Origin of the sequence: Sphingopyxis witflariensis (assembly GCF_002205635.1) — a bacterium.
GTDB classification, from domain to species: Bacteria; Pseudomonadota; Alphaproteobacteria; order Sphingomonadales; family Sphingomonadaceae; genus Sphingopyxis; species Sphingopyxis witflariensis.
The window spans coordinates 153924-170897 of record NZ_NISJ01000004.1 but is presented as its reverse complement, the minus strand read 5'-3'; the positions used below and the strand labels follow the sequence as shown (position 1 = coordinate 170897).

Sequence of the window (16974 nt, the reverse complement as noted above, 5' to 3'; positions counted from 1 at the left end):
AACATTGGACGAAATCCTGGTCGATTGGGATGAATTTCGCGCGACGCGCACCCAATTGGGTGCCGCATTTGTGCGAATTCTGGGCTATTTTCGCGAAGACGGGACCAAGTCGGTCGCCGCCATCGAGGATGCCATGCGCGCGCGCGACGCGCGCGGACTCGTCATGCCGGCGCATACGCTGAAAAGCGAAGCGCGCCAATTTGGTGCCGAAAAATTGGGCGCGCTCGCCGAAGATATTGAGGTGTTCGCGCGCCATTGTATCGAAAGTCAGACCAGCCCCGAGGAATATCTGCCGCGTGTCGTGACACTGCGCCCGCTGTTCGAGGAAACGCTGGGCGCGCTCGAGCGCGAGGCCAATCCGCTGGTCCAGCGGCGTACCCCCGGTGTCGGTAGCGCCGTCGGCTTCTAGGCCGTGCGGCGCATCGGCTGGAGCGACCTTCTCGCAAGACTGCGCCATAGCCATTCGAGCGGTCCATAAAGGAAGCGGTCGAGCCAAGGTTTCGACCACAGCAGCATCGCCGCCGCGCCGCCGATAACGAACAGATAGAGCGTCATCCGGTCGACCGACCCGAACAGCCCCAGACCATAGCCGTAGAAGATGCTCGTCATCACGATGCTGGTGCCGATATAGTTGGAAAAGGCCATGCGGCCTGCCGCTGCGACGCGCGCCATGCCCGTGCCGCTGGCGTAGCGTTGGATCAGCAATACGAACAGCGCAGCATAGCCGATGGTCATCATCAGGCGCCCCGGCGCTGCCCAGGCGAGAAAGGCGTTGATCGCGACCAGATTGTCGAAGCCTGAACGCCACTGGACCCATGTCACCAGCAAGGTGAGCAGCAGTCCGGGCGGCAACCAGTGCCGCGCCACGCGCCGGTAATCGGCTCTGCTCCAGGCGCCAGTGAGGAAGCCATTTCGAAACAGGGCCATGCCGATCATCATCAAGGGCAGGGTTTCGAGGAAATTCATCACCAGCATGATGAGCGGACTGTCCGCCTTGTCGAGGCGCTCGGCCAGGATGGGGAGGTAGCCGCCACGATAGAGGGCGAGTTCCGTGGCGACGCCTTCGTTCATACTGGCATATTCGGCGCGGATCGCACGGCCCGCCTCGACCAGCTCGGTTGATGACGAAGCGGTGTCGGCGGCGCGCACAGCGGCGAGCTGCGCCCCGAAGGCCATCGTCATGATGGCGACGCCGAGAGTGAACAGGCCGATCGCCCATATGATCAGGCGGCGCGCCTCCCAGTCGCGAAAGCGGAAGGCGACACAGCCGACGGCGGCGTAGAGGAACAGGATGTCGCCCCACCAGATGAAGGCATAATGGCAGAAGCCGAAAACCGCGAGCCACGCCATGCGGCGATAGTGAACCGATGCCGGGTCCCGCCCCGACGCCTCGGCGCGGTCGATAATGAGCAGCATGCTCGCTCCGAACAGGATCGAGAAGAGTCCGCGCATCTTGCCGTCGAAGAGGATGAAGCCCAGCGCCCACGCCGCGAGGTCGGACGGTGTTTCGCCTGCATAGGCGCGAGGGGTGATATAGGCCATTTCGGGCATGGCGAACGCGACGATGTTCATCGCCAATATGCCCATCACGGCAAAGCCGCGCAGCGCATCGAGGGTAATGAGCCGGGGCGTCGCAACTTCTGTGTATTCGCCCATATCGTCCCTTGCTGTGTTGTGAAGATATAACAGTATGGCCTTGGCGCGGTCCAGCCCGTTAAAGCATTATTGACATTTGTGTCAGTAGTGCTAAATCAACGTCATCGCATGATTCGTCGGAGCCCCCCAATGACCCCCACCATCTTTTCGCATCCCGATCGCAAGCCCGCGAAATTTCGCCCGTTCAAAGCGCTCGCGCATTTTCGCAAGCTCATCAAGGATAAGGAAGATACCGAACAGGTCTTCCACATTTTTGAGAATCTGCCGCGCAAGGGCTTTCTGGACGATGCGCGGGCCTTTATCGAAAGCGAAAAGGGGCAGCGGCTGATGGCGAGCGAACCTTATCTTCCCGACCTGCTCGACGATCACGCGTGGATCGACCAACTGCCCGAAGGCAGCGTCGGCCATGCCTATGTCACCTTCATGCGCCGCGAAGGCCTGTCGGCGGCGGGCCTCGTCGCCGAGAGCGACAAGATGGGCCGCCCGCAATATGACGATCAGGTGCAATGGTACAGCAACCGCCTGCGCGACACGCACGACCTGTTCCACATCTTGACCGGCTATGGCCGCGATGCGCTGGGCGAACAGTGCGTGCTTGGCTTCACCTATGGCCAGACGGGCAATTACGGCAATTTCTTCATCGCCTATGCGGGCGGCTTTGAAGTGAAACGCGGGATCAAGAGCGACGCGCCGGTGATGGGCGCGATCCGCCAGGGGCAGCGCAACGGCAAGGCATCGCAGGCGATCATCGAGCAGGACATTCGCGCGCTGCTCGCCGAACCGCTCGAAGCCGCGCGCGCGCGCCTCGGGATCGTAAAGCCGACGCTATATGAGGAAGCGCACCGCGCGTATCGGAGCCGCGGGATCGATCCGTATAACTTCCTCGCGGCAAAGGCCGCGATGGCGTGAGCCAAAGATCCTCCCTGCGCCGTAGGCGTGGGGAGGGGGACCGTCCGCGCAGCGGATGGTGGAGGGGCCACGTTATTGCCCCTTCGTCAGCGCTCCGCGCTGCCACCTCCCCATCGCTGCGCGACAGGGAGGATCGTCATTCCGCCAACTTCACGATCATCGCCTGTGCGGCCGCCGGGTTGCGGATCTTCGCGCCCGATATGAAGAAGAGATAGACGTCGCGGTCGCCCTGCGCCCAGTCGCGCGCCTGCTTCGCCCAAGCGTCGAGCATCTTGTCGTCATAGCCGGTCTCGACCTCCTCCTGCGACCGCTGGAGCCGCGCATAGGTGAAGTCGGCGGTTTGTTCGTCGATGCACGGAAATTCGTCGCTGTCGGCGAAGACGATCGCCATATTCCGCTCGCGCGCTAAGTCGATGAAGGCCGTGTCGCGGAAACTTTCGTGGCGCACCTCGAGCGCGTGGCGGAGCGGCAGGCCGTCCTGCGTTTCGGGAAGCAGGTCGAGGAAGGCGGCGAAATCGTCGCGTTCGAATTTCTTCGTCGCCATGAATTGCCAGAGGATCGGCCCCAAGCGGTCGCCGAGCCGCGTCAGCCCCTGCGTCAGGAATTTCTCGATCGATCCGGCGCCGTCGGCGAGGATTTTGCGGTTGGTCGCAAAGCGCGATGCCTTGACGCTGAATTGGAAGCCGTCGGGAACGGCGGCGGCCCAGCTGGCGAAGGTTTCGGGTTTCTGGCTGCCATAATAGGTGCCGTTGATTTCGATCCCGGTCAGATGCTGACCGGCATATTCGAGTTCGCGCTTTTGGGGGTGTTTGGGCGGGTAGAAAGTCCCGCGCCATGGTTCGAAAGTCCAGCCGCCGATTCCGACATGGATGCTCATTGGCTTATCCCTTTCAGCGCTACCCGACGATTGCGATCATTCGGGACACTCTAGATCGGAACGGCGTTGATTTACATCGTCATTGCGAGGAGCCGAAGGCGACGCGGCAATCTCCAGCCATCGGCCTTGCGCAAGGTTGATAGCTGGAGATTGCTTCGCTCCGCTCGCAATGACGAGTGTCGTTAAGCCAGCGCGGCGTCGGCCCCCATCAGTGCCGGGAAGAAGCCTTCGTGCGCGGCGCGCAGTTCCGCCAGCGTCACGCTATGGTCGCTCTCGGGCAGTTCGAAGACGATGCGGTCCTTGATCGTGCGGCCGATCGGATCGACCGGAACGTCGGCGCGGCCCGCGGCGTCGAGGAAGTCGGCGAGGCAGGTGTCGCAGACGGTGACCAGATACAGGCCCTGATCTTCGCCAAAGAAGCTCTCGGCGATGCCGAAGGGCTGTTCTTCGCTGACCATCACGCCGATGTCGGACTTCAGCGCCATCTCGGCGAGGGTCACCGCGACGCCGCCGTCGGAGACGTCGTGGCAGGCGGTGATCCAGCCGGCGTTGATCGCGTGGCGGATGAAGTCGCCGGTGCGGCGTTCGGCCTTCAGATCGACGGGCGGCGGCGGGCCTTCTTCGCGGCCGTGGATTTCGCGCAGCCACACCGACTGGCCGAGATGGCCGGCGCGTTCGCCGACCGCGAGGACGATGTCGCCGGTACGCTTGAAGCCGATGCCGACTGCTTTACCGAGATCCTCGATCACGCCGACGCCGCCGATCGCGGGGGTCGGCAGGATCGCGCTGCCGCCGCCGGTCGCTTTGGACTCATTGTAGAGGCTGACGTTACCCGAGACGATCGGATAGTCGAGCGCGATGCACGCCTGCGCCATGCCGTCGAGGCAGCCGACAATCTGGCCCATGATTTCGGGGCGTTGCGGGTTGGCGAAGTTGAGGCAGTTGGTGATCGCGAGCGGGGTCGCGCCGACCGCGCTGATGTTGCGCCAGGTCTCGGCCACCGCCTGCTTGCCGCCCTCGACGGGGTCGGCGTAGCAATAGCGCGGGGTGCAGTCGGTCGACATGGCGAGCGCGCGGCTGGTGCCGTGGATGCGAACGAGCGCGGCGTCGCCGCCGATCTGCACCGTGTCGCCGCCGACCTGGCTGTCATATTGTTCCCAGATCCAGCGGCGGCTGGCGATGTCGGGGGTCCCCATCAATGTCTTGAGGTCGGCCGCGACGTCGGTGGTTTCGGGAACATTGGTCAACGCGGGCTGTTTCGGGGTCGGCACATGCGGGCGATCATAGAGCGGTGCGTCGTCGGCGAGCGGGCCGAGCGGAATGTCGCAGACGATCTCGCCATGATGTTCGAGCACCATGCGGCCGGTGTCGGTGACGGTGCCGATGACCGCGAAGTCGAGTTCCCATTTCTCGAAGATCGCCTTGGCAAAATCTTCCTTGCCGGGCTTGAGCACCATCAGCATGCGTTCCTGCGATTCGGACAGCATCATTTCATAGGTGGTCATATTGGCTTCGCGCTGCGGCACATCGTCCATCTTGAGATGGAGACCGACGCCGCCCTTCGACGCCATTTCGACCGACGAGGAGGTGAGGCCCGCGGCGCCCATGTCCTGAATCGCGACGATCGCGTCGGACGCCATCAGCTCGAGGCACGCCTCGATCAGCAGTTTTTCGGTGAAGGGGTCGCCGACCTGAACGGTCGGGCGCTTTTCCTCGGCATCCTCGCCGAAGTCCGCGCTTGCCATGGTCGCACCATGGATGCCGTCGCGGCCGGTCTTCGAGCCGACATAGACGATCGGATTGCCGATGCCCGATGCGGCCGAATAGAAGATCTTGTCCTGTTCGGCGACTCCGACGGTCATCGCGTTGACGAGGATATTGCCGTCATAGGCCTTGTGGAAATTGACCTCGCCGCCGACGGTCGGAACGCCGACGCAATTTCCGTAGCCGCCAATGCCGTGGACGACGCCCGAGATGAGGTGCTTCATCTTCGGATGGTCGGGGCGGCCGAAACGCAGCGCGTTAAGGTTGGCGACTGGGCGCGCGCCCATGGTGAAGACGTCGCGCAGGATGCCGCCGACCCCGGTCGCCGCGCCCTGATAGGGTTCGATGTACGACGGGTGGTTGTGGCTCTCCATCTTGAAGATCGCGGCGAGCTTCTTGCCGTCGGCGCCTTCGCCAATGTCGATCACGCCGGCATTTTCGCCGGGACCGCAGATCACCCAGGGCGCCTCGGTCGGCAATTTCTTCAAATGGAGGCGCGAGCTTTTATAGCTGCAATGCTCCGACCACATTACCGAGAAGATGCCGAGCTCGACGAGATTGGGTTCGCGCCCGATGGCGTGCAGCACACGCTCATATTCTTCAGGTGACAGCCCGTGCTCGGCGACGATCTCGGGGGTGATGGCGGATGTGTTCTGGGTCATGGCGCGCCTTTAGCCGCGTGCGCGCGATAGGAACAGACCCCATGAAGCCCTTTTTGGGCAATATGGGGTCTGAATCCGGCTTTGGGTGTCAGCGCGCGGCGAGGACCGTCGCGGGACCGGTGAGCGGTTTGACGTCGCGCAGGGCGAAATCGACCTGCTGGGTGCCTACGGTACCGCGGACGCGGCGCTCACCGACGCGCAACCGGAAGGGCTTTCCGGTGCGTTCGTCGATCCCGCTGATCACGCGCGAATCGCCGACCCGGGTGACGGTGTAGCTGTAGATATTGCCGTCATGTTCGAAGCGCCGCGCCGAGCTGTCGCCCGTCTGGGCGATGGCGGGTGCGGCCACAAACAGGGTGAGTGCCGAAAGAAGAAACGCCGTTTTCATGATGCAAGTCCTTGTTTTGAGAACAATACTTGCCTTTAAGCCCTCTCGTTATTGTGCGGTGCAGCATGGCTCGCTGATGGGGCGCCGACAATTGCAAAAAATGGAAACGTGATTGCGCTGAAGCGATGTCGTTCAGGTGGCCGCGGGGGGGATGAGTTGGCGATTCGCGCCGGCCCACGCCGCGGTCAGCGCGAGTATGCCATAGGCGCCGAGCATCGCCGCCGGGATGGCGAGCGAATAGGTTGGCTGTTTGGGGCCGAACCAGTCGATCGCCTGAACCAGGGTGAGCAGGGCGACCAAGATCCAGAGGCGCGCGTCGCCTGCGGGCGCCCGTGTTCGTATTTTATAATAGAAAAGGGCGCCGCCGGTCATTGCGGCCTCCAGCGGCATCGCGATCGCGGGGTGATTCCACAGCCCGAGTCCCAGTTTCGGCGGGGCGCCGAACAGGGTGAGGTCGGGGATGTGGACGGGCAGGTCGATGAACCAGTGTGAGACGACGACGAGCGCGGCGCCGATCGCGGCGGCGCGGCGCCGCGTTGCGATCCATACGAGCGCGCCGAACAGCAAGCTCCAGAGCAAAGCCCCGGCGAGGCTGTGCGTATAGGGCATGCGGTACAGGTCCATCGGGTTCATCGCGGTGATGCCGGGGACGATGCGCATCGCCTCGATTCCCGGGATCAGCAGCGCGGCAAAGCCGATGTCGACGAGCTGCGCCGCGACGAACAGGGTTCCTAGTCCCGCTGCCTGCGGCCGTGCGGCAGCAACGAGCGCCGGTGCGAAATGGCCGATGAACATGGGCGGAGCCTATCGCTGCGTCAGGCCACGTCAAGCTTGACCGCAAGGGGGCGAAAAGGCCAAAGCAGGGGGATGACAGACACTGCCGAAACGCCTGCCGCCCCCGCCATCGCCTCCTTGTCTTTCGAGGCCGCGATGGGCGAGCTCGAATCGATCGTGCGGCGACTGGAAAGCGGCGACGTCAGCCTCGAGGAATCGGTGGCGCTGTACGAACGCGGCCACGCGCTGCGCACGCATTGCGAGGCGCGGCTTGCCGCAGCGCAGGCGCGCATCGAACAGGTCAGCCTGAATGCCGACGGTCAGCCGGCGGGAACCACGCCTTTCGGCGAAAGCTGAACCGATGGCGGCGTCCGTTGATGGTGATCGGGGTGGTTCGGCCCATCTGCTCGATACGGCGCAGGCCGAGGTCGTGGTCGGCATCGACCGCCTGTTCGAACAACATCTGACGGTCCCGGCCGATCCGCGAGAGCGACTTTATCAAGCGATGCGCCATGCCGCGATCGCTGGCGGCAAGCGGCTGCGCCCGCTGCTCGTTCGCGCGGCGGGGGACCTGTTCCATGTCGATCGCAGCTCGTCGCTGCAGGTCGGTGCGGCGGTCGAGGCGATGCATGTCTATTCGCTGATTCACGATGATCTGCCGTGCATGGACGATGATGATATACGCCGCGGCAAGCCGACGGTGCATCGCGCGTTCGACGAAGCCACGGCGGTACTTGCGGGGGATTCGCTCCACGCGCTGGCGTTTGAATGGCTGTGCGACCCCGCGACCCACGGCGATCCCTTTGTGCGCGGTGAGCTGGTACTCGAACTGGCGCGCGCGGCGGGCCCCGCGGGGATGGCGGGCGGCCAGATGATGGACCTCGCCGCCGAGACGTCGCATTTCGACCTGCCGACGGTGACGCGGCTGCAACAGCTCAAGACCGGTGCATTGATCGCCTTTTCGGTCGAGGCGGGCGCGATCCTTGGACGGATTCCTGCCGAAGGTCGGCGGCCGCTGCGGGCCTATGCGCGCGACATCGGCCTCGCTTTCCAGATCGCCGACGACATCATGGATGTCGAGGGCGACGAGGCGTTGGCGGGCAAGGCGCTGCACAAGGATGACGCCGCGGGCAAGGCGACCTTCGTCACCCTGATGGGGATCGAGCGCGCGCGCGAACAGGCGACCATGCTGGTCGATCAGGCGATCGCGCATCTGGCGGGCTTCGGCGAAGAAGCGGCGCTGCTTCGGGCTATCGCCTATTATGTGGTGGAAAGGGACCGTTGATGCGCATTGGGGTTTATCCCGGAACGTTCGACCCGATCACGCTCGGGCATATGGATATCATCCGTCGCGGCGCGAAGCTGGTCGACCGGCTGGTGGTCGGGGTCACCACCAACATCACCAAATCGCCGATGTTCGATGACGAGGAACGCATCGCGATGGTGCAGAGTGAAGTCGCGACGATCGACGGCGATATTCGCGTCGTGGGGTTTAATTCGCTGCTGATGGACTTTGCCGAGCGCGAGGGCGCGAGCGTCATCGTACGCGGACTGCGTGCCGTCGCCGATTTCGAATATGAGTATCAGATGGCGGGGATGAACCAGAAGCTCAACGACCGCATCGAAACCGTCTTCCTGATGGCCGATGTCGGATTGCAGCCGATCGCGTCGCGGCTGGTGAAGGAAATCGCGATTTTCGGCGGCGATATCCGCAAATTCGTGACTCCGGTCGTGCGCGACGCGGTGGTGGCCCGCATCGCCGAACGCGGCCTGCTCCAGGGCGAACGTTGATACCAATCATTGAGCGTTCAGCTTTTTCCCGCTAGGTCGCGGCAAATGGGGCGCAAACCAGATTCAATCGCAAAGGCCGATCCAGCATGAAATTCACCTTCCGCCCCTTGATGTTGACGGCGATGGCGTTCGGTCTCGTGGTTTCGGCCGCCGCGCAGGAAGTGCCGCCTGCGCCCTTGCCTGATCCCGAAATCAACACAACGCCGCCGGTCGAAGCCCCGCCGGTGCCCGTTGAGGTTCCGGCGCCGACGGCTCAGCCCGCGCCCGCGACGGCTGAAGCGCCTGCCGCGCCGCCCGCAATGACCTTTGACCAGTTCATCAACATTCCCGAATATATGCTCAACATCGACCTGTCGACGGGCGGCCGGGTGGTGATCCAGCTCTACCCGAATGTCGCGCCGAACCATGTCGCGCGGATCAAGCAGCTCGCGCGCGCCGGTTTCTATGACGGGGCGAAATTTCACCGCGTGATCGACGGCTTCATGGCGCAGACGGGCGATCCGACCGCGACGGGGCAGGGCGGCTCGGATCTTCCCGATCTGAAAGCCGAATTCAACGCGGTGCCGCACCTGCGCGGCACGGTTTCGATGGCGCGCGCCGAAAGCGAGGACAGCGCCAATAGCCAGTTCTTCATCATGCTTCAGCCGCGCTTCGCACTCGACAATCGCTACACGGCCTTCGGCCGCGTCGTGTCGGGGATGCAATATGTCGATGCTATCCAGAAGGGCGAGCCGCCCGCAGTGATGTCGCGCATGGTGCAGGTCTCGGTCGCCGCCGACAATAAGCCGATTCCGCCCGCGTCGATGCTGACCGAAGCACCGGCGGCACCTGCCGCCGCCGACGTCACGGTCGACCAGCTCAACGCCCCGATCCGCTAAGCGCGGGACGCGCCTGAACTCTTATGCGCGTCGACGCCTTCGATTTTGACCTGCCGCCCGAGCGCATTGCGCTGCGCCCGGCGCGCCCGCGCGATGCGGCGCGAATGCTGGTGGTCGACGGCGGCTCGATGACCGACGCCGGGGTCGGCGACCTGCCGTCGTGGCTGCGTCCCGGCGACTGTCTGGTCTTCAACGACACCCGTGTCATCCCCGCGCAGCTGGAAGGCAAACGCGGCGACGCGCGCATCGGCGCCACGCTTCACAAACGCATCGACCTGCGCCGGTGGCAGGCCTTTATCCGCAACGCCAAGCGCCTGCGCGTCGGCGAAACGGTCGATTTCGGATCTGGGGTTTCGGCGGTCGCCGAAGACCGGCTCGCTGACGGCAGCTTCATCCTCGCCTTTGCCGGCGACGAACCCGTCGAAGTGCTGCTCGAACGCGCCGGCACCATGCCGCTGCCGCCCTATATTGCGGGCAAGCGTGCGACCGACGCCGACGACCGGTCGGATTATCAGACGATGTTCGCGCGCGAGGATGGCGCGGTCGCGGCGCCGACCGCGGCGCTTCACTTCACTCCGGGGTTGTTGGATGCCCTCGCCAAGGCGGGAATCGCGACCGAGACGCTGACCTTGCACGTCGGCGCAGGCACCTTTCTGCCGGTCAAGGCCGACAACACCGAGGATCATGTGATGCACGCCGAATGGGGCCGCATCGACGCCGATACCGCCGCGCGGCTCAACGCCGTGCGCGCAAAGGGCGGCCGGGTGATCGCGGTCGGCACCACCAGCCTGCGCCTGCTCGAAAGCGCGGCGGGCGAGGATAATATCATCGCGCCTTTCGCGGGCGACACGGCAATCTTCATCACCCCGGGCTATCGCTTTCGCGCGATCGACGGGCTGATGACCAATTTCCACTTGCCCAAATCGACCTTGTTCATGTTGGTTAGTGCGCTGATGGGCCTTGACGTGATGCAGGCGACCTATGCCCATGCCATCGCGAGCGAATATCGCTTTTACAGTTATGGCGATGCGAGCCTGTTGCTGCCGCCACGATAGGCTTTCGCGCGTAAATATCGGCAAATATCGTCGTACGCCCTTTAAATCCGGCGCGGTTCGTGCTGAATTTGGCGAAGTGCCTCCTTCTATTGGATTTCGATGGAAGAAATGCTTTGTTCGACCATTTTGGATCGAGTGGGGCGGGGTGATGGGAGTTCGCCTGATATGAAAATCCTGCTCGTCCTGATCTTTGCGCCGCTGATCGCACTGGTCTTATTCTATTTCCTCTTTCCCGGCCGCCTCGTGGCGATGGGGCGTGCGCTGCTGCGGCGGCGCGGCAGGATGGTGCAGAAGAGCGTGACCGTCGATGGACGCGCCTGGCCGTATCTGGAGGGCGGCGATCGGGCAAAGCCGTTGCTGCTGCTCGTCCATGGCTTTGCGGGCGACAAGGATAATTGGTCGATGATCGCGCCATACCTCACGCGCGACTATCATGTCATCGCGCCCGACCTGCCAGGTTTCGGCGAGAACGAACGCAACCCGACGCTCGCTTATGATATCGAAGCGCAGACACGGCGTCTCAAGGCGTTCGCCGATGCTTTGGGGCTCGACCGCCCGCATCTGGGCGGCAACAGCATGGGTGGCTGGATCGCGCTGCGCTATGCGCTCGATTATCCCGATGCGCTCGCGAGCCTGATCCTGCTCAACAATGCCGGGGTCAACGGCGCCGACGCAAGCGACCTTCAGAAACAGGCGGCGAACGAGGATTATAACCCGCTTGTCATCGCCAATCTGGCGGATGCCGACCGGCTGGTGGCGATGGTCGTCCACAAGCCGCCGCATATTCCGGCACGGCTGAAGCCGGTCTTCTATGCCGACGCGCTCAAATATCGCGACCTGCTCGATGGCATCTTCTGGGTCATCGCGACCGAAGGCCGCGACTATCCGCTCAATGACCGGCTGGGCGAGGTCAAGTCGCCGACCCTGATCATCTGGGGCCGCCACGATCGGCTGATCGACGTCAGCTGCGTTCCGGTGCTCGAGGCGGGTATTGCGGGCAGCCGGTCGCATATCTTCGAACATGTCGGGCATGTTCCGATGGTCGAGGACCCTAAATCGACCGCGGCGGTGATGAAGGGGTTTCTTGCTCAGCAATGCTAGGATCGATCAGTCCTGAATCTCTTCGTCACCCCGGACTTGATCCGGGGTCCATGCCGTCACCGCCGCAATGGATGCCGGGTCAAGCCCGGCATGACGAGAGGGCATTGCCAACCCGGCATTCCGGCGCCACTCTCCCAAAAAACAGGGAGAGAGCGATGCGGTTGAAAGTCGGGCTGCTCGGTGGGGGCAGTTGGGGGACGACGGTGGCCTCGGTGGTGTCGCGCAATGCGCCGATCACTTTGTGGGCGCGCGATGCCGAGACGGTTTCGGACATTAATACGCATCGCGAAAACAGGAAATATCTGCCCGGCATCACGCTTCCTTCTGCGCTGCGTGCGACGAACGACATGGCCGAAGTCGTGGCGGGTGCCGATGTGCTGGTCATGGGCGTGCCCTCGCACAGCTTTCGCGGCGTACTCGAGGAGGCGAAGGCGTATCTTCGTCCATGGGTGCCGGTGATCAGCCTGACCAAGGGGCTTGAGCTGTCGTCGGGTAAGCGGATGACCGAGCTGATCGAGGAAATACTGCCCGGTCATCCCGTTGGCGTCCTCACCGGCCCCAACCTCGCGCGCGAGATCATGACCGGCCAGGCGGCGGCGAGCGTGTTGTCGATGGAGGATGAGATTGTCGTCCGCGCGCTTCAGCCGATATTCCATTCGGGGCTGTTCCGCGTCTACACCAACACCGACCGGCTGGGCTGCGAACTGGGTGGGGTGCTCAAAAATATCATCGCGATCGCGGTCGGCATGGGCGATGGGCAGGGTGCGGGCGACAACACGCGATCGGCGCTGATGACGCGCGGGCTTGCCGAAATCACCCGGCTGGGGGTCGCGATGGGCGGACGGCCCGAAACCTTTGCCGGGCTGACGGGAATGGGCGATCTGATCGCGACCTGCACCAGTCCCTTGTCGCGCAACCGCCATGTCGGGGTCGAACTGGGCAAGGGGCGCAAGATCGACGAGATCATCGCGGGCATGAACATGGTCGCCGAGGGGGTGAAGAGCGCGCCGACGGTGATCGCGCTCGCCGAAAAGCACGGTCTTGTGATGCCGATCGCGCAGGATGTGTTCGACGTGACGCAGGGCATCCGCACCGCGCAGGAGGTGTTTCGCGGGCTGCTGCGCTCGGCGGTCGGCGATGAGGCGCATCCGGGGTAGATCACTTTTCATCGTCATTGCGAGCGGAGCGAAGCAATCTCCAGCTATCGGTTTCGCGCAAGGGTGATGGCTGGAGATTGCCGCGTCGCTTCGCTCCTCGCAATGACGACATTGGTAGGCGCTGACAGATTTCCGCCGTCGTCCGTGCGAATTCACCGATAAGTCGCGGACATATCGGCGCTTTGCTTCGTTTCTTGTCCGACGTCCTGCAACGGGCGATCAATCAGGAGATGGACAATGAAAAAATGGACCACCCTCGCACTCTTAATGGCTCTCCCCGCCAGCGTTGCCGCCGCGGTTCCCTATGGCTCGATGCCGCCGGGTTTTGACGCGCCGCATATCCGCACCGCCCCGATCGCGGGCGTCGTCAACAAAGCCTGGTATAATTATCGCACCGATATTCTCGAGGCAGAGAAGGAACTGACGAGCGACCTGCGTCACGCCACCGACCGCGAAGACCGCTGGGATGCGTGGGATGAATGGACGGTCGAGGTGACCGATGCCGACAAGGATTACACGAAGGAAATGCGCAAGAAAGGCTATCGCAGCGGCCGCGTGACGGTCGGCGGATAAGCTGTTTGCGTGTGCCCGGGCCCTGCCTTGGGTCGCAAGGGGAGGGCGGGTGTCATGGGCGCCCGCCCTTTCTTTATGCTTCTCCCCTCCCGTTTGCGGGAGGGGTTGGGGGTGGGCGTGAGCGCAGCGAGCGTTTGAGGCGGCGAAGGCCCACCCCGCTGCGACTAACGAACAAGTTCGTAAGTCTCGCTTTCCCTCCCGCAGGCGGGAGGGGGATCGGTCAATAACTGCGCGGCATCCCCAGCACATGCTCGGCGACATAGGAGAGGATCATATTCGTACTGATCGGCGCGACCTGATAGAGGCGCGTTTCGCGGAACTTGCGTTCGATGTCATATTCGGCGGCGAAGCCGAAGCCGCCGTGGGTCTGGATGCACGCCTCGCCTGCGGCCCAGCTTGCCTCGGCGGCGAGCATCTTGGCCATATTGGCCTCGGCACCGGCATTGTCGCCCGCCTCATATTTGGCGATACCGTTATGGACGAGCAACTCGGCGGCGCGCATTTGCGCATAGGCGCGCGCGATCGGGAACTGGACGCCCTGATTCTGGCCGATCGGGCGGCCGAACAGCACGCGTTCCTTGGCGTAGCTTGATGCCTTGTCGATGAACCACTTCGCATCGCCGATGCACTCGGCGGCGATCAGCAGCCGTTCAGCGTTCATGCCCGAGAGGATGTAGCGAAAGCCCTTGCCTTCCTCGCCGATCAGGTTCGCGGCGGGGATGCGCATATTGTCGAAGAAAACCTCGGTCGTCGCATGGTTCATCATCGTGTCGATCGGCCGGATCGTCAGCGACCCTGCGGCGAGCGCTTCCTTCATGTCGACGAGGAAGACCGACAGCCCCTCGGTGCGGCTCGCGGCTTCCTCGCGCGGGGTGGTGCGCGCGAGGAGGATCATCAGGTCGCTATGCTCGGCGCGGCTGGTCCAGAGTTTCTGGCCATTGACGATATAATGATCGCCGTCCCTTTTCGCGGTGGTTTTCAGGCTGAGCGTGTCGGTGCCGCTCGTCGGTTCGGTGACGCCGAAGGCCTGCAGGCGCAGCTCGCCGGTCGCGACCTTGGGCAGGTAGCGCGCCTTCTGTTCGTCCGACCCGTGGCGCAGCACCGTGCCCATGACATACATTTGCGCATGCACCGCGCCGCCGTTGCAGCCCTGACGCTGGATTTCCTCGAGGATCGCCGCAGCGCCAGAGAGCGGCAGGCCGGCGCCGCCAAATTCTTCGGGGATCAGAGCGGCGAGATAGCCGGCCTCCCCCAGCGCGGCGACGAATTCGGACGGATATGCGCGGGCGCGGTCCTTCGCCTGCCAATAGGGACCGGGGAAGGCCGCGCACAGCTTGGCGACCTCTTCGCGGATCGCGGTGTAGTCCTGCACTTTCGTCTCCCCCAAATTTATTTCGCTTCGGCGAGCAGCGCTTTCGCTTCCTTGCCCTGCCAGTCGATCGCGCCGATGATGCGCCAGATTTCGCGGCCCTCAGCGTCGTAATAAATGCTCGTCGGCAGCGCGCTATTATAGGCGTCGAGCAGGCCATTTTTCGGATCGAGATAGGGCTGAAGATTTTTGAGCCCCGCTTTCTGAAACCAGGGGTCGACGATTTCGGCGCCCTGCAGATCCTGCGCGACTGCGATCACCGCCATGCGGTCGCCGCTCGCGCCTGCGAGCGCATCGAGCGTCGGCATTTCGGCGACGCACGGCGCGCACCAGGTCGCCCAGAGATTGACGAGCAGCGGCTTGCCGCGAAAATCGGCCAGCGTCACCGCCGCGTCGTCGGGGCCACGGAAGGTCGCGGTGGGGACGGGCTTGCCCTTTTGGCTGCGGTCGAGTTGATACTCGAACCGGTCGAGCGCGGCGCCCGGCTTCGCTTGGCCGGGCGAAATATTTGCTTCGCCCCCTGCCGCTTGCCCGTCCGGCTGCTTTTCCCTATCGCAGCCCGCGATTGATCCGGCCAAGAGCATGGCGAGGGTCGTAACATAGAGATTTGGAACGCGGCGGATGACGAACACTCCGGACAGCAACAGCATGTGGGGCGGCCGCTTCGGTGGCGGGCCGGCCGCGATCATGCAAGAGATAAATGCCTCCATCCCCGTCGACAAACGTCTGTGGGAAGAGGATATCGCCGCGAGCCGCGCGCATGCCGCGATGCTCGGCGCCGCGGGAATCATTGCCGCTGCGGATGCGGCGGTGATCTATCGCGGGCTGGCGCAGATCGCCGACGAGTTCGCCGAAAACGGCGTTCCGGTCGACCTTGCGCTCGAAGATATTCACATGACGGTCGAATCGCGGCTGAAGGAACTGGTCGGCGAAGCCGCCGGACGGCTTCACACCGCACGCTCGCGCAACGATCAGGTCGCGACCGATTTCCGTCTGTGGACGCGCACCGCTTGCGAGCGCATCGACGCCGGGCTCGCCGCGATGCAGGCGGCATTGCTTGCGCGCGCCGAGGAGCATGCCGACAGCATCATGCCGGGCTTCACCCACCTTCAGGTCGCGCAGCCGGTGACGCTCGGCCATCACCTGCTCGCCTATGTCGAGATGCTGGCGCGCGACCGCGGCCGGTTCCGCGACGCACGCACGCGGCTCAACGAATCGCCGCTCGGCGCCGCCGCGCTCGCGGGTACCGGTTTTCCGGTCGACCGCCATGCGACCGCCGCTGCGCTCGGCTTCGAACGGCCGATGGCGAACAGCATCGACGCCGTGTCCGACCGTGACTTCGCGCTCGAATTTTGTGCCGCCGCCTCGATCTCGGCGATTCATCTCTCGCGTCTTGCCGAAGAGATCGTGATCTGGGCGAGCCAGCCCTTCGGTTTCATCAGCCTGCCCGACGCCTGGTCGACGGGCAGCTCGATCATGCCGCAAAAGCGCAACCCCGACGCCGCCGAACTGGTGCGCGGCCGCGCTGGCCTGTTGCTCGGTGCATTCCAGCGGCTCGCGGTGATCGTGAAGGGACTGCCGCTCACTTATTCGAAGGATTTGCAGGACGATAAGGAAACCGTCTTCGGCGCCTTCGACGCGCTCGCACTGTCGCTCGCGGCGATGACCGGGATGGTCGAGACGCTGACCTTCCGTACCGATCGCATGCGCGCGCTCGCGGCCTCAGGTTATTCGACCGCGACTGACCTCGCCGACTGGCTGGTGCGCGAAGCCGGCTTGCCGTTCCGCGAGGCACATCATGTCGTCGGTTCGTGCGTCAAGCGCGCCGAGGAACTGGGCGTCGAACTGTCGGCGCTGCCCGCCGCCGATGCCGCCGCGATCCACGCCGCGGTCACGCCCGCCGTGCTTGCTGCATTGACGGTCGAGGCTTCGGTCGCCAGCCGCGTCAGCTATGGCGGCACGGCGCCCGAACGGGTAAGGCAGGCCATCGCCGCGGCGCGCGCCGCATCGAAGGAATAGG

The 16974-nt window shown here is 64.0% G+C and carries 18 protein-coding genes; 11 read left to right on the top strand and 7 right to left on the bottom strand.

The features are described 5' to 3' along the window. Window positions 1-4 precede the first annotated feature (4 nt). Window positions 5-409 carry an Hpt domain-containing protein gene (locus tag CDQ91_RS09535; RefSeq protein ID WP_174688494.1) on the top strand — a complete coding sequence of 135 codons (405 nt, stop codon included), beginning with the start codon at window positions 5-7 and terminating at the stop codon, window positions 407-409. Here CDQ91_RS09535 and CDQ91_RS09530 read toward each other — a convergent pair. Further along, window positions 406-1656, bottom strand: coding sequence for a DUF418 domain-containing protein (locus tag CDQ91_RS09530; protein WP_088472483.1), 1251 nt, complete (start codon window positions 1654-1656; stop codon window positions 406-408). The genes CDQ91_RS09535 and CDQ91_RS09530 overlap by 4 nt on opposite strands. A gap of 129 nt (window positions 1657-1785) precedes the next feature. Between CDQ91_RS09530 and CDQ91_RS09525 the strand changes: the two genes are divergently transcribed. After that, a complete protein-coding gene (locus CDQ91_RS09525) occupies window positions 1786-2565 on the top strand; it encodes a Coq4 family protein (protein WP_088472482.1) in 780 nt (259 codons plus the stop codon). A gap of 136 nt (window positions 2566-2701) precedes the next feature. Here the strand turns inward: CDQ91_RS09525 and CDQ91_RS09520 are convergent, their stop codons facing one another. From CDQ91_RS09520 to CDQ91_RS09505, 4 genes are all read right to left on the bottom strand, one after another. Continuing rightward, window positions 2702-3442, bottom strand: a complete 741-nt coding sequence (locus tag CDQ91_RS09520) for a DUF72 domain-containing protein (protein ID WP_088472481.1) — start codon at window positions 3440-3442, stop codon at window positions 2702-2704. Between the two features lie 182 nt (window positions 3443-3624). After that, entirely contained in the window at window positions 3625-5868 is a 2244-nt protein-coding gene (gene purL / locus CDQ91_RS09515) for a phosphoribosylformylglycinamidine synthase subunit PurL (protein ID WP_088472480.1), read from the bottom strand. An 88-nt stretch (window positions 5869-5956) separates the two neighbouring features. Next, window positions 5957-6256, bottom strand: coding sequence for a hypothetical protein (locus tag CDQ91_RS09510; RefSeq protein WP_088472479.1), 300 nt, complete (start codon window positions 6254-6256; stop codon window positions 5957-5959). Between the two features lie 132 nt (window positions 6257-6388). After that, a complete protein-coding gene (locus CDQ91_RS09505) occupies window positions 6389-7051 on the bottom strand; it encodes a hypothetical protein (RefSeq protein ID WP_088472478.1) in 663 nt (220 codons plus the stop codon). 72 nt (window positions 7052-7123) lie between these two features. On the opposite strand from CDQ91_RS09505, the gene CDQ91_RS09500 reads away from it, so the two are divergent. From CDQ91_RS09500 to CDQ91_RS09465, 8 genes are all read left to right on the top strand, one after another. Continuing rightward, window positions 7124-7387 (top strand): exodeoxyribonuclease VII small subunit, encoded by a 264-nt coding sequence (locus CDQ91_RS09500; RefSeq protein WP_088472477.1) that lies wholly within the window; start codon window positions 7124-7126, stop codon window positions 7385-7387. Window positions 7388-7391: 4 nt separating this feature from the next. Continuing rightward, window positions 7392-8315, top strand: a complete 924-nt coding sequence (locus CDQ91_RS09495) for a polyprenyl synthetase family protein (protein WP_088472476.1) — start codon at window positions 7392-7394, stop codon at window positions 8313-8315. Then, window positions 8315-8821, top strand: a complete 507-nt coding sequence (gene coaD, locus CDQ91_RS09490; RefSeq protein WP_088472475.1) for a pantetheine-phosphate adenylyltransferase — start codon at window positions 8315-8317, stop codon at window positions 8819-8821. The genes CDQ91_RS09495 and coaD overlap by 1 nt, the downstream gene beginning before the upstream one ends. A gap of 86 nt (window positions 8822-8907) precedes the next feature. Then, window positions 8908-9699, top strand: coding sequence for a peptidylprolyl isomerase (locus CDQ91_RS09485; RefSeq protein WP_088472474.1), 792 nt, complete (start codon window positions 8908-8910; stop codon window positions 9697-9699). 23 nt (window positions 9700-9722) lie between these two features. After that, the gene (gene queA / locus CDQ91_RS09480; protein ID WP_088472473.1) at window positions 9723-10754 is read left to right on the top strand and encodes a tRNA preQ1(34) S-adenosylmethionine ribosyltransferase-isomerase QueA; all 1032 of its coding nucleotides are present in this window, start codon (window positions 9723-9725) and stop codon (window positions 10752-10754) included. Window positions 10755-10919: 165 nt separating this feature from the next. After that, a complete protein-coding gene (locus CDQ91_RS09475; protein WP_088472472.1) occupies window positions 10920-11855 on the top strand; it encodes an alpha/beta fold hydrolase in 936 nt (311 codons plus the stop codon). Between the two features lie 155 nt (window positions 11856-12010). After that, on the top strand, window positions 12011-13012 hold the full coding sequence (locus tag CDQ91_RS09470) for an NAD(P)H-dependent glycerol-3-phosphate dehydrogenase (RefSeq protein ID WP_088472471.1): 1002 nt from the start codon (window positions 12011-12013) through the stop codon (window positions 13010-13012). A 237-nt stretch (window positions 13013-13249) separates the two neighbouring features. Next, window positions 13250-13585, top strand: coding sequence for a hypothetical protein (locus CDQ91_RS09465; RefSeq protein WP_088472470.1), 336 nt, complete (start codon window positions 13250-13252; stop codon window positions 13583-13585). A gap of 220 nt (window positions 13586-13805) precedes the next feature. On the opposite strand, the gene CDQ91_RS09460 is transcribed toward CDQ91_RS09465, so the two are convergent. Further along, complete coding sequence (locus CDQ91_RS09460; protein ID WP_201791883.1) at window positions 13806-14957, bottom strand: acyl-CoA dehydrogenase family protein; 1152 nt, start codon at window positions 14955-14957, stop codon at window positions 13806-13808. A 17-nt stretch (window positions 14958-14974) separates the two neighbouring features. Continuing rightward, complete coding sequence (locus tag CDQ91_RS09455) at window positions 14975-15604, bottom strand: TlpA family protein disulfide reductase (RefSeq protein WP_088472468.1); 630 nt, start codon at window positions 15602-15604, stop codon at window positions 14975-14977. Between CDQ91_RS09455 and argH the strand changes: the two genes are divergently transcribed. Beyond that, window positions 15603-16973, top strand: coding sequence for an argininosuccinate lyase (gene argH, locus CDQ91_RS09450; RefSeq protein ID WP_088472467.1), 1371 nt, complete (start codon window positions 15603-15605; stop codon window positions 16971-16973). The genes CDQ91_RS09455 and argH overlap by 2 nt on opposite strands. The last annotated feature ends 1 nt before the right edge of the window (window position 16974 follow it).

What these genes read in the sequence shown, in the direction of transcription:
- CDQ91_RS09530 (WP_088472483.1), bottom strand. Translation starts at nt 1,656, where the DNA reads ATGGGCGAATACACAGAAGTTGCGACGCCCCGGCTCATTACCCTCGAT.
- CDQ91_RS09525 (WP_088472482.1), top strand. Translation starts at nt 1,786, where the DNA reads ATGACCCCCACCATCTTTTCGCATCCCGATCGCAAGCCCGCGAAATTT.
- CDQ91_RS09520 (WP_088472481.1), bottom strand. Translation starts at nt 3,442, where the DNA reads ATGAGCATCCATGTCGGAATCGGCGGCTGGACTTTCGAACCATGGCGC.
- purL (WP_088472480.1), bottom strand. Translation starts at nt 5,868, where the DNA reads ATGACCCAGAACACATCCGCCATCACCCCCGAGATCGTCGCCGAGCAC.
- CDQ91_RS09510 (WP_088472479.1), bottom strand. Translation starts at nt 6,256, where the DNA reads ATGAAAACGGCGTTTCTTCTTTCGGCACTCACCCTGTTTGTGGCCGCA.
- CDQ91_RS09505 (WP_088472478.1), bottom strand. Translation starts at nt 7,051, where the DNA reads ATGTTCATCGGCCATTTCGCACCGGCGCTCGTTGCTGCCGCACGGCCG.
- CDQ91_RS09500 (WP_088472477.1), top strand. Translation starts at nt 7,124, where the DNA reads ATGACAGACACTGCCGAAACGCCTGCCGCCCCCGCCATCGCCTCCTTG.
- CDQ91_RS09495 (WP_088472476.1), top strand. Translation starts at nt 7,392, where the DNA reads ATGGCGGCGTCCGTTGATGGTGATCGGGGTGGTTCGGCCCATCTGCTC.
- coaD (WP_088472475.1), top strand. Translation starts at nt 8,315, where the DNA reads ATGCGCATTGGGGTTTATCCCGGAACGTTCGACCCGATCACGCTCGGG.
- CDQ91_RS09485 (WP_088472474.1), top strand. Translation starts at nt 8,908, where the DNA reads ATGAAATTCACCTTCCGCCCCTTGATGTTGACGGCGATGGCGTTCGGT.
- queA (WP_088472473.1), top strand. Translation starts at nt 9,723, where the DNA reads ATGCGCGTCGACGCCTTCGATTTTGACCTGCCGCCCGAGCGCATTGCG.
- CDQ91_RS09475 (WP_088472472.1), top strand. Translation starts at nt 10,920, where the DNA reads ATGAAAATCCTGCTCGTCCTGATCTTTGCGCCGCTGATCGCACTGGTC.
- CDQ91_RS09470 (WP_088472471.1), top strand. Translation starts at nt 12,011, where the DNA reads ATGCGGTTGAAAGTCGGGCTGCTCGGTGGGGGCAGTTGGGGGACGACG.
- CDQ91_RS09465 (WP_088472470.1), top strand. Translation starts at nt 13,250, where the DNA reads ATGAAAAAATGGACCACCCTCGCACTCTTAATGGCTCTCCCCGCCAGC.
- argH (WP_088472467.1), top strand. Translation starts at nt 15,603, where the DNA reads ATGTGGGGCGGCCGCTTCGGTGGCGGGCCGGCCGCGATCATGCAAGAG.
- CDQ91_RS09455 (WP_088472468.1), bottom strand. Translation starts at nt 15,604, where the DNA reads ATGCTGTTGCTGTCCGGAGTGTTCGTCATCCGCCGCGTTCCAAATCTC.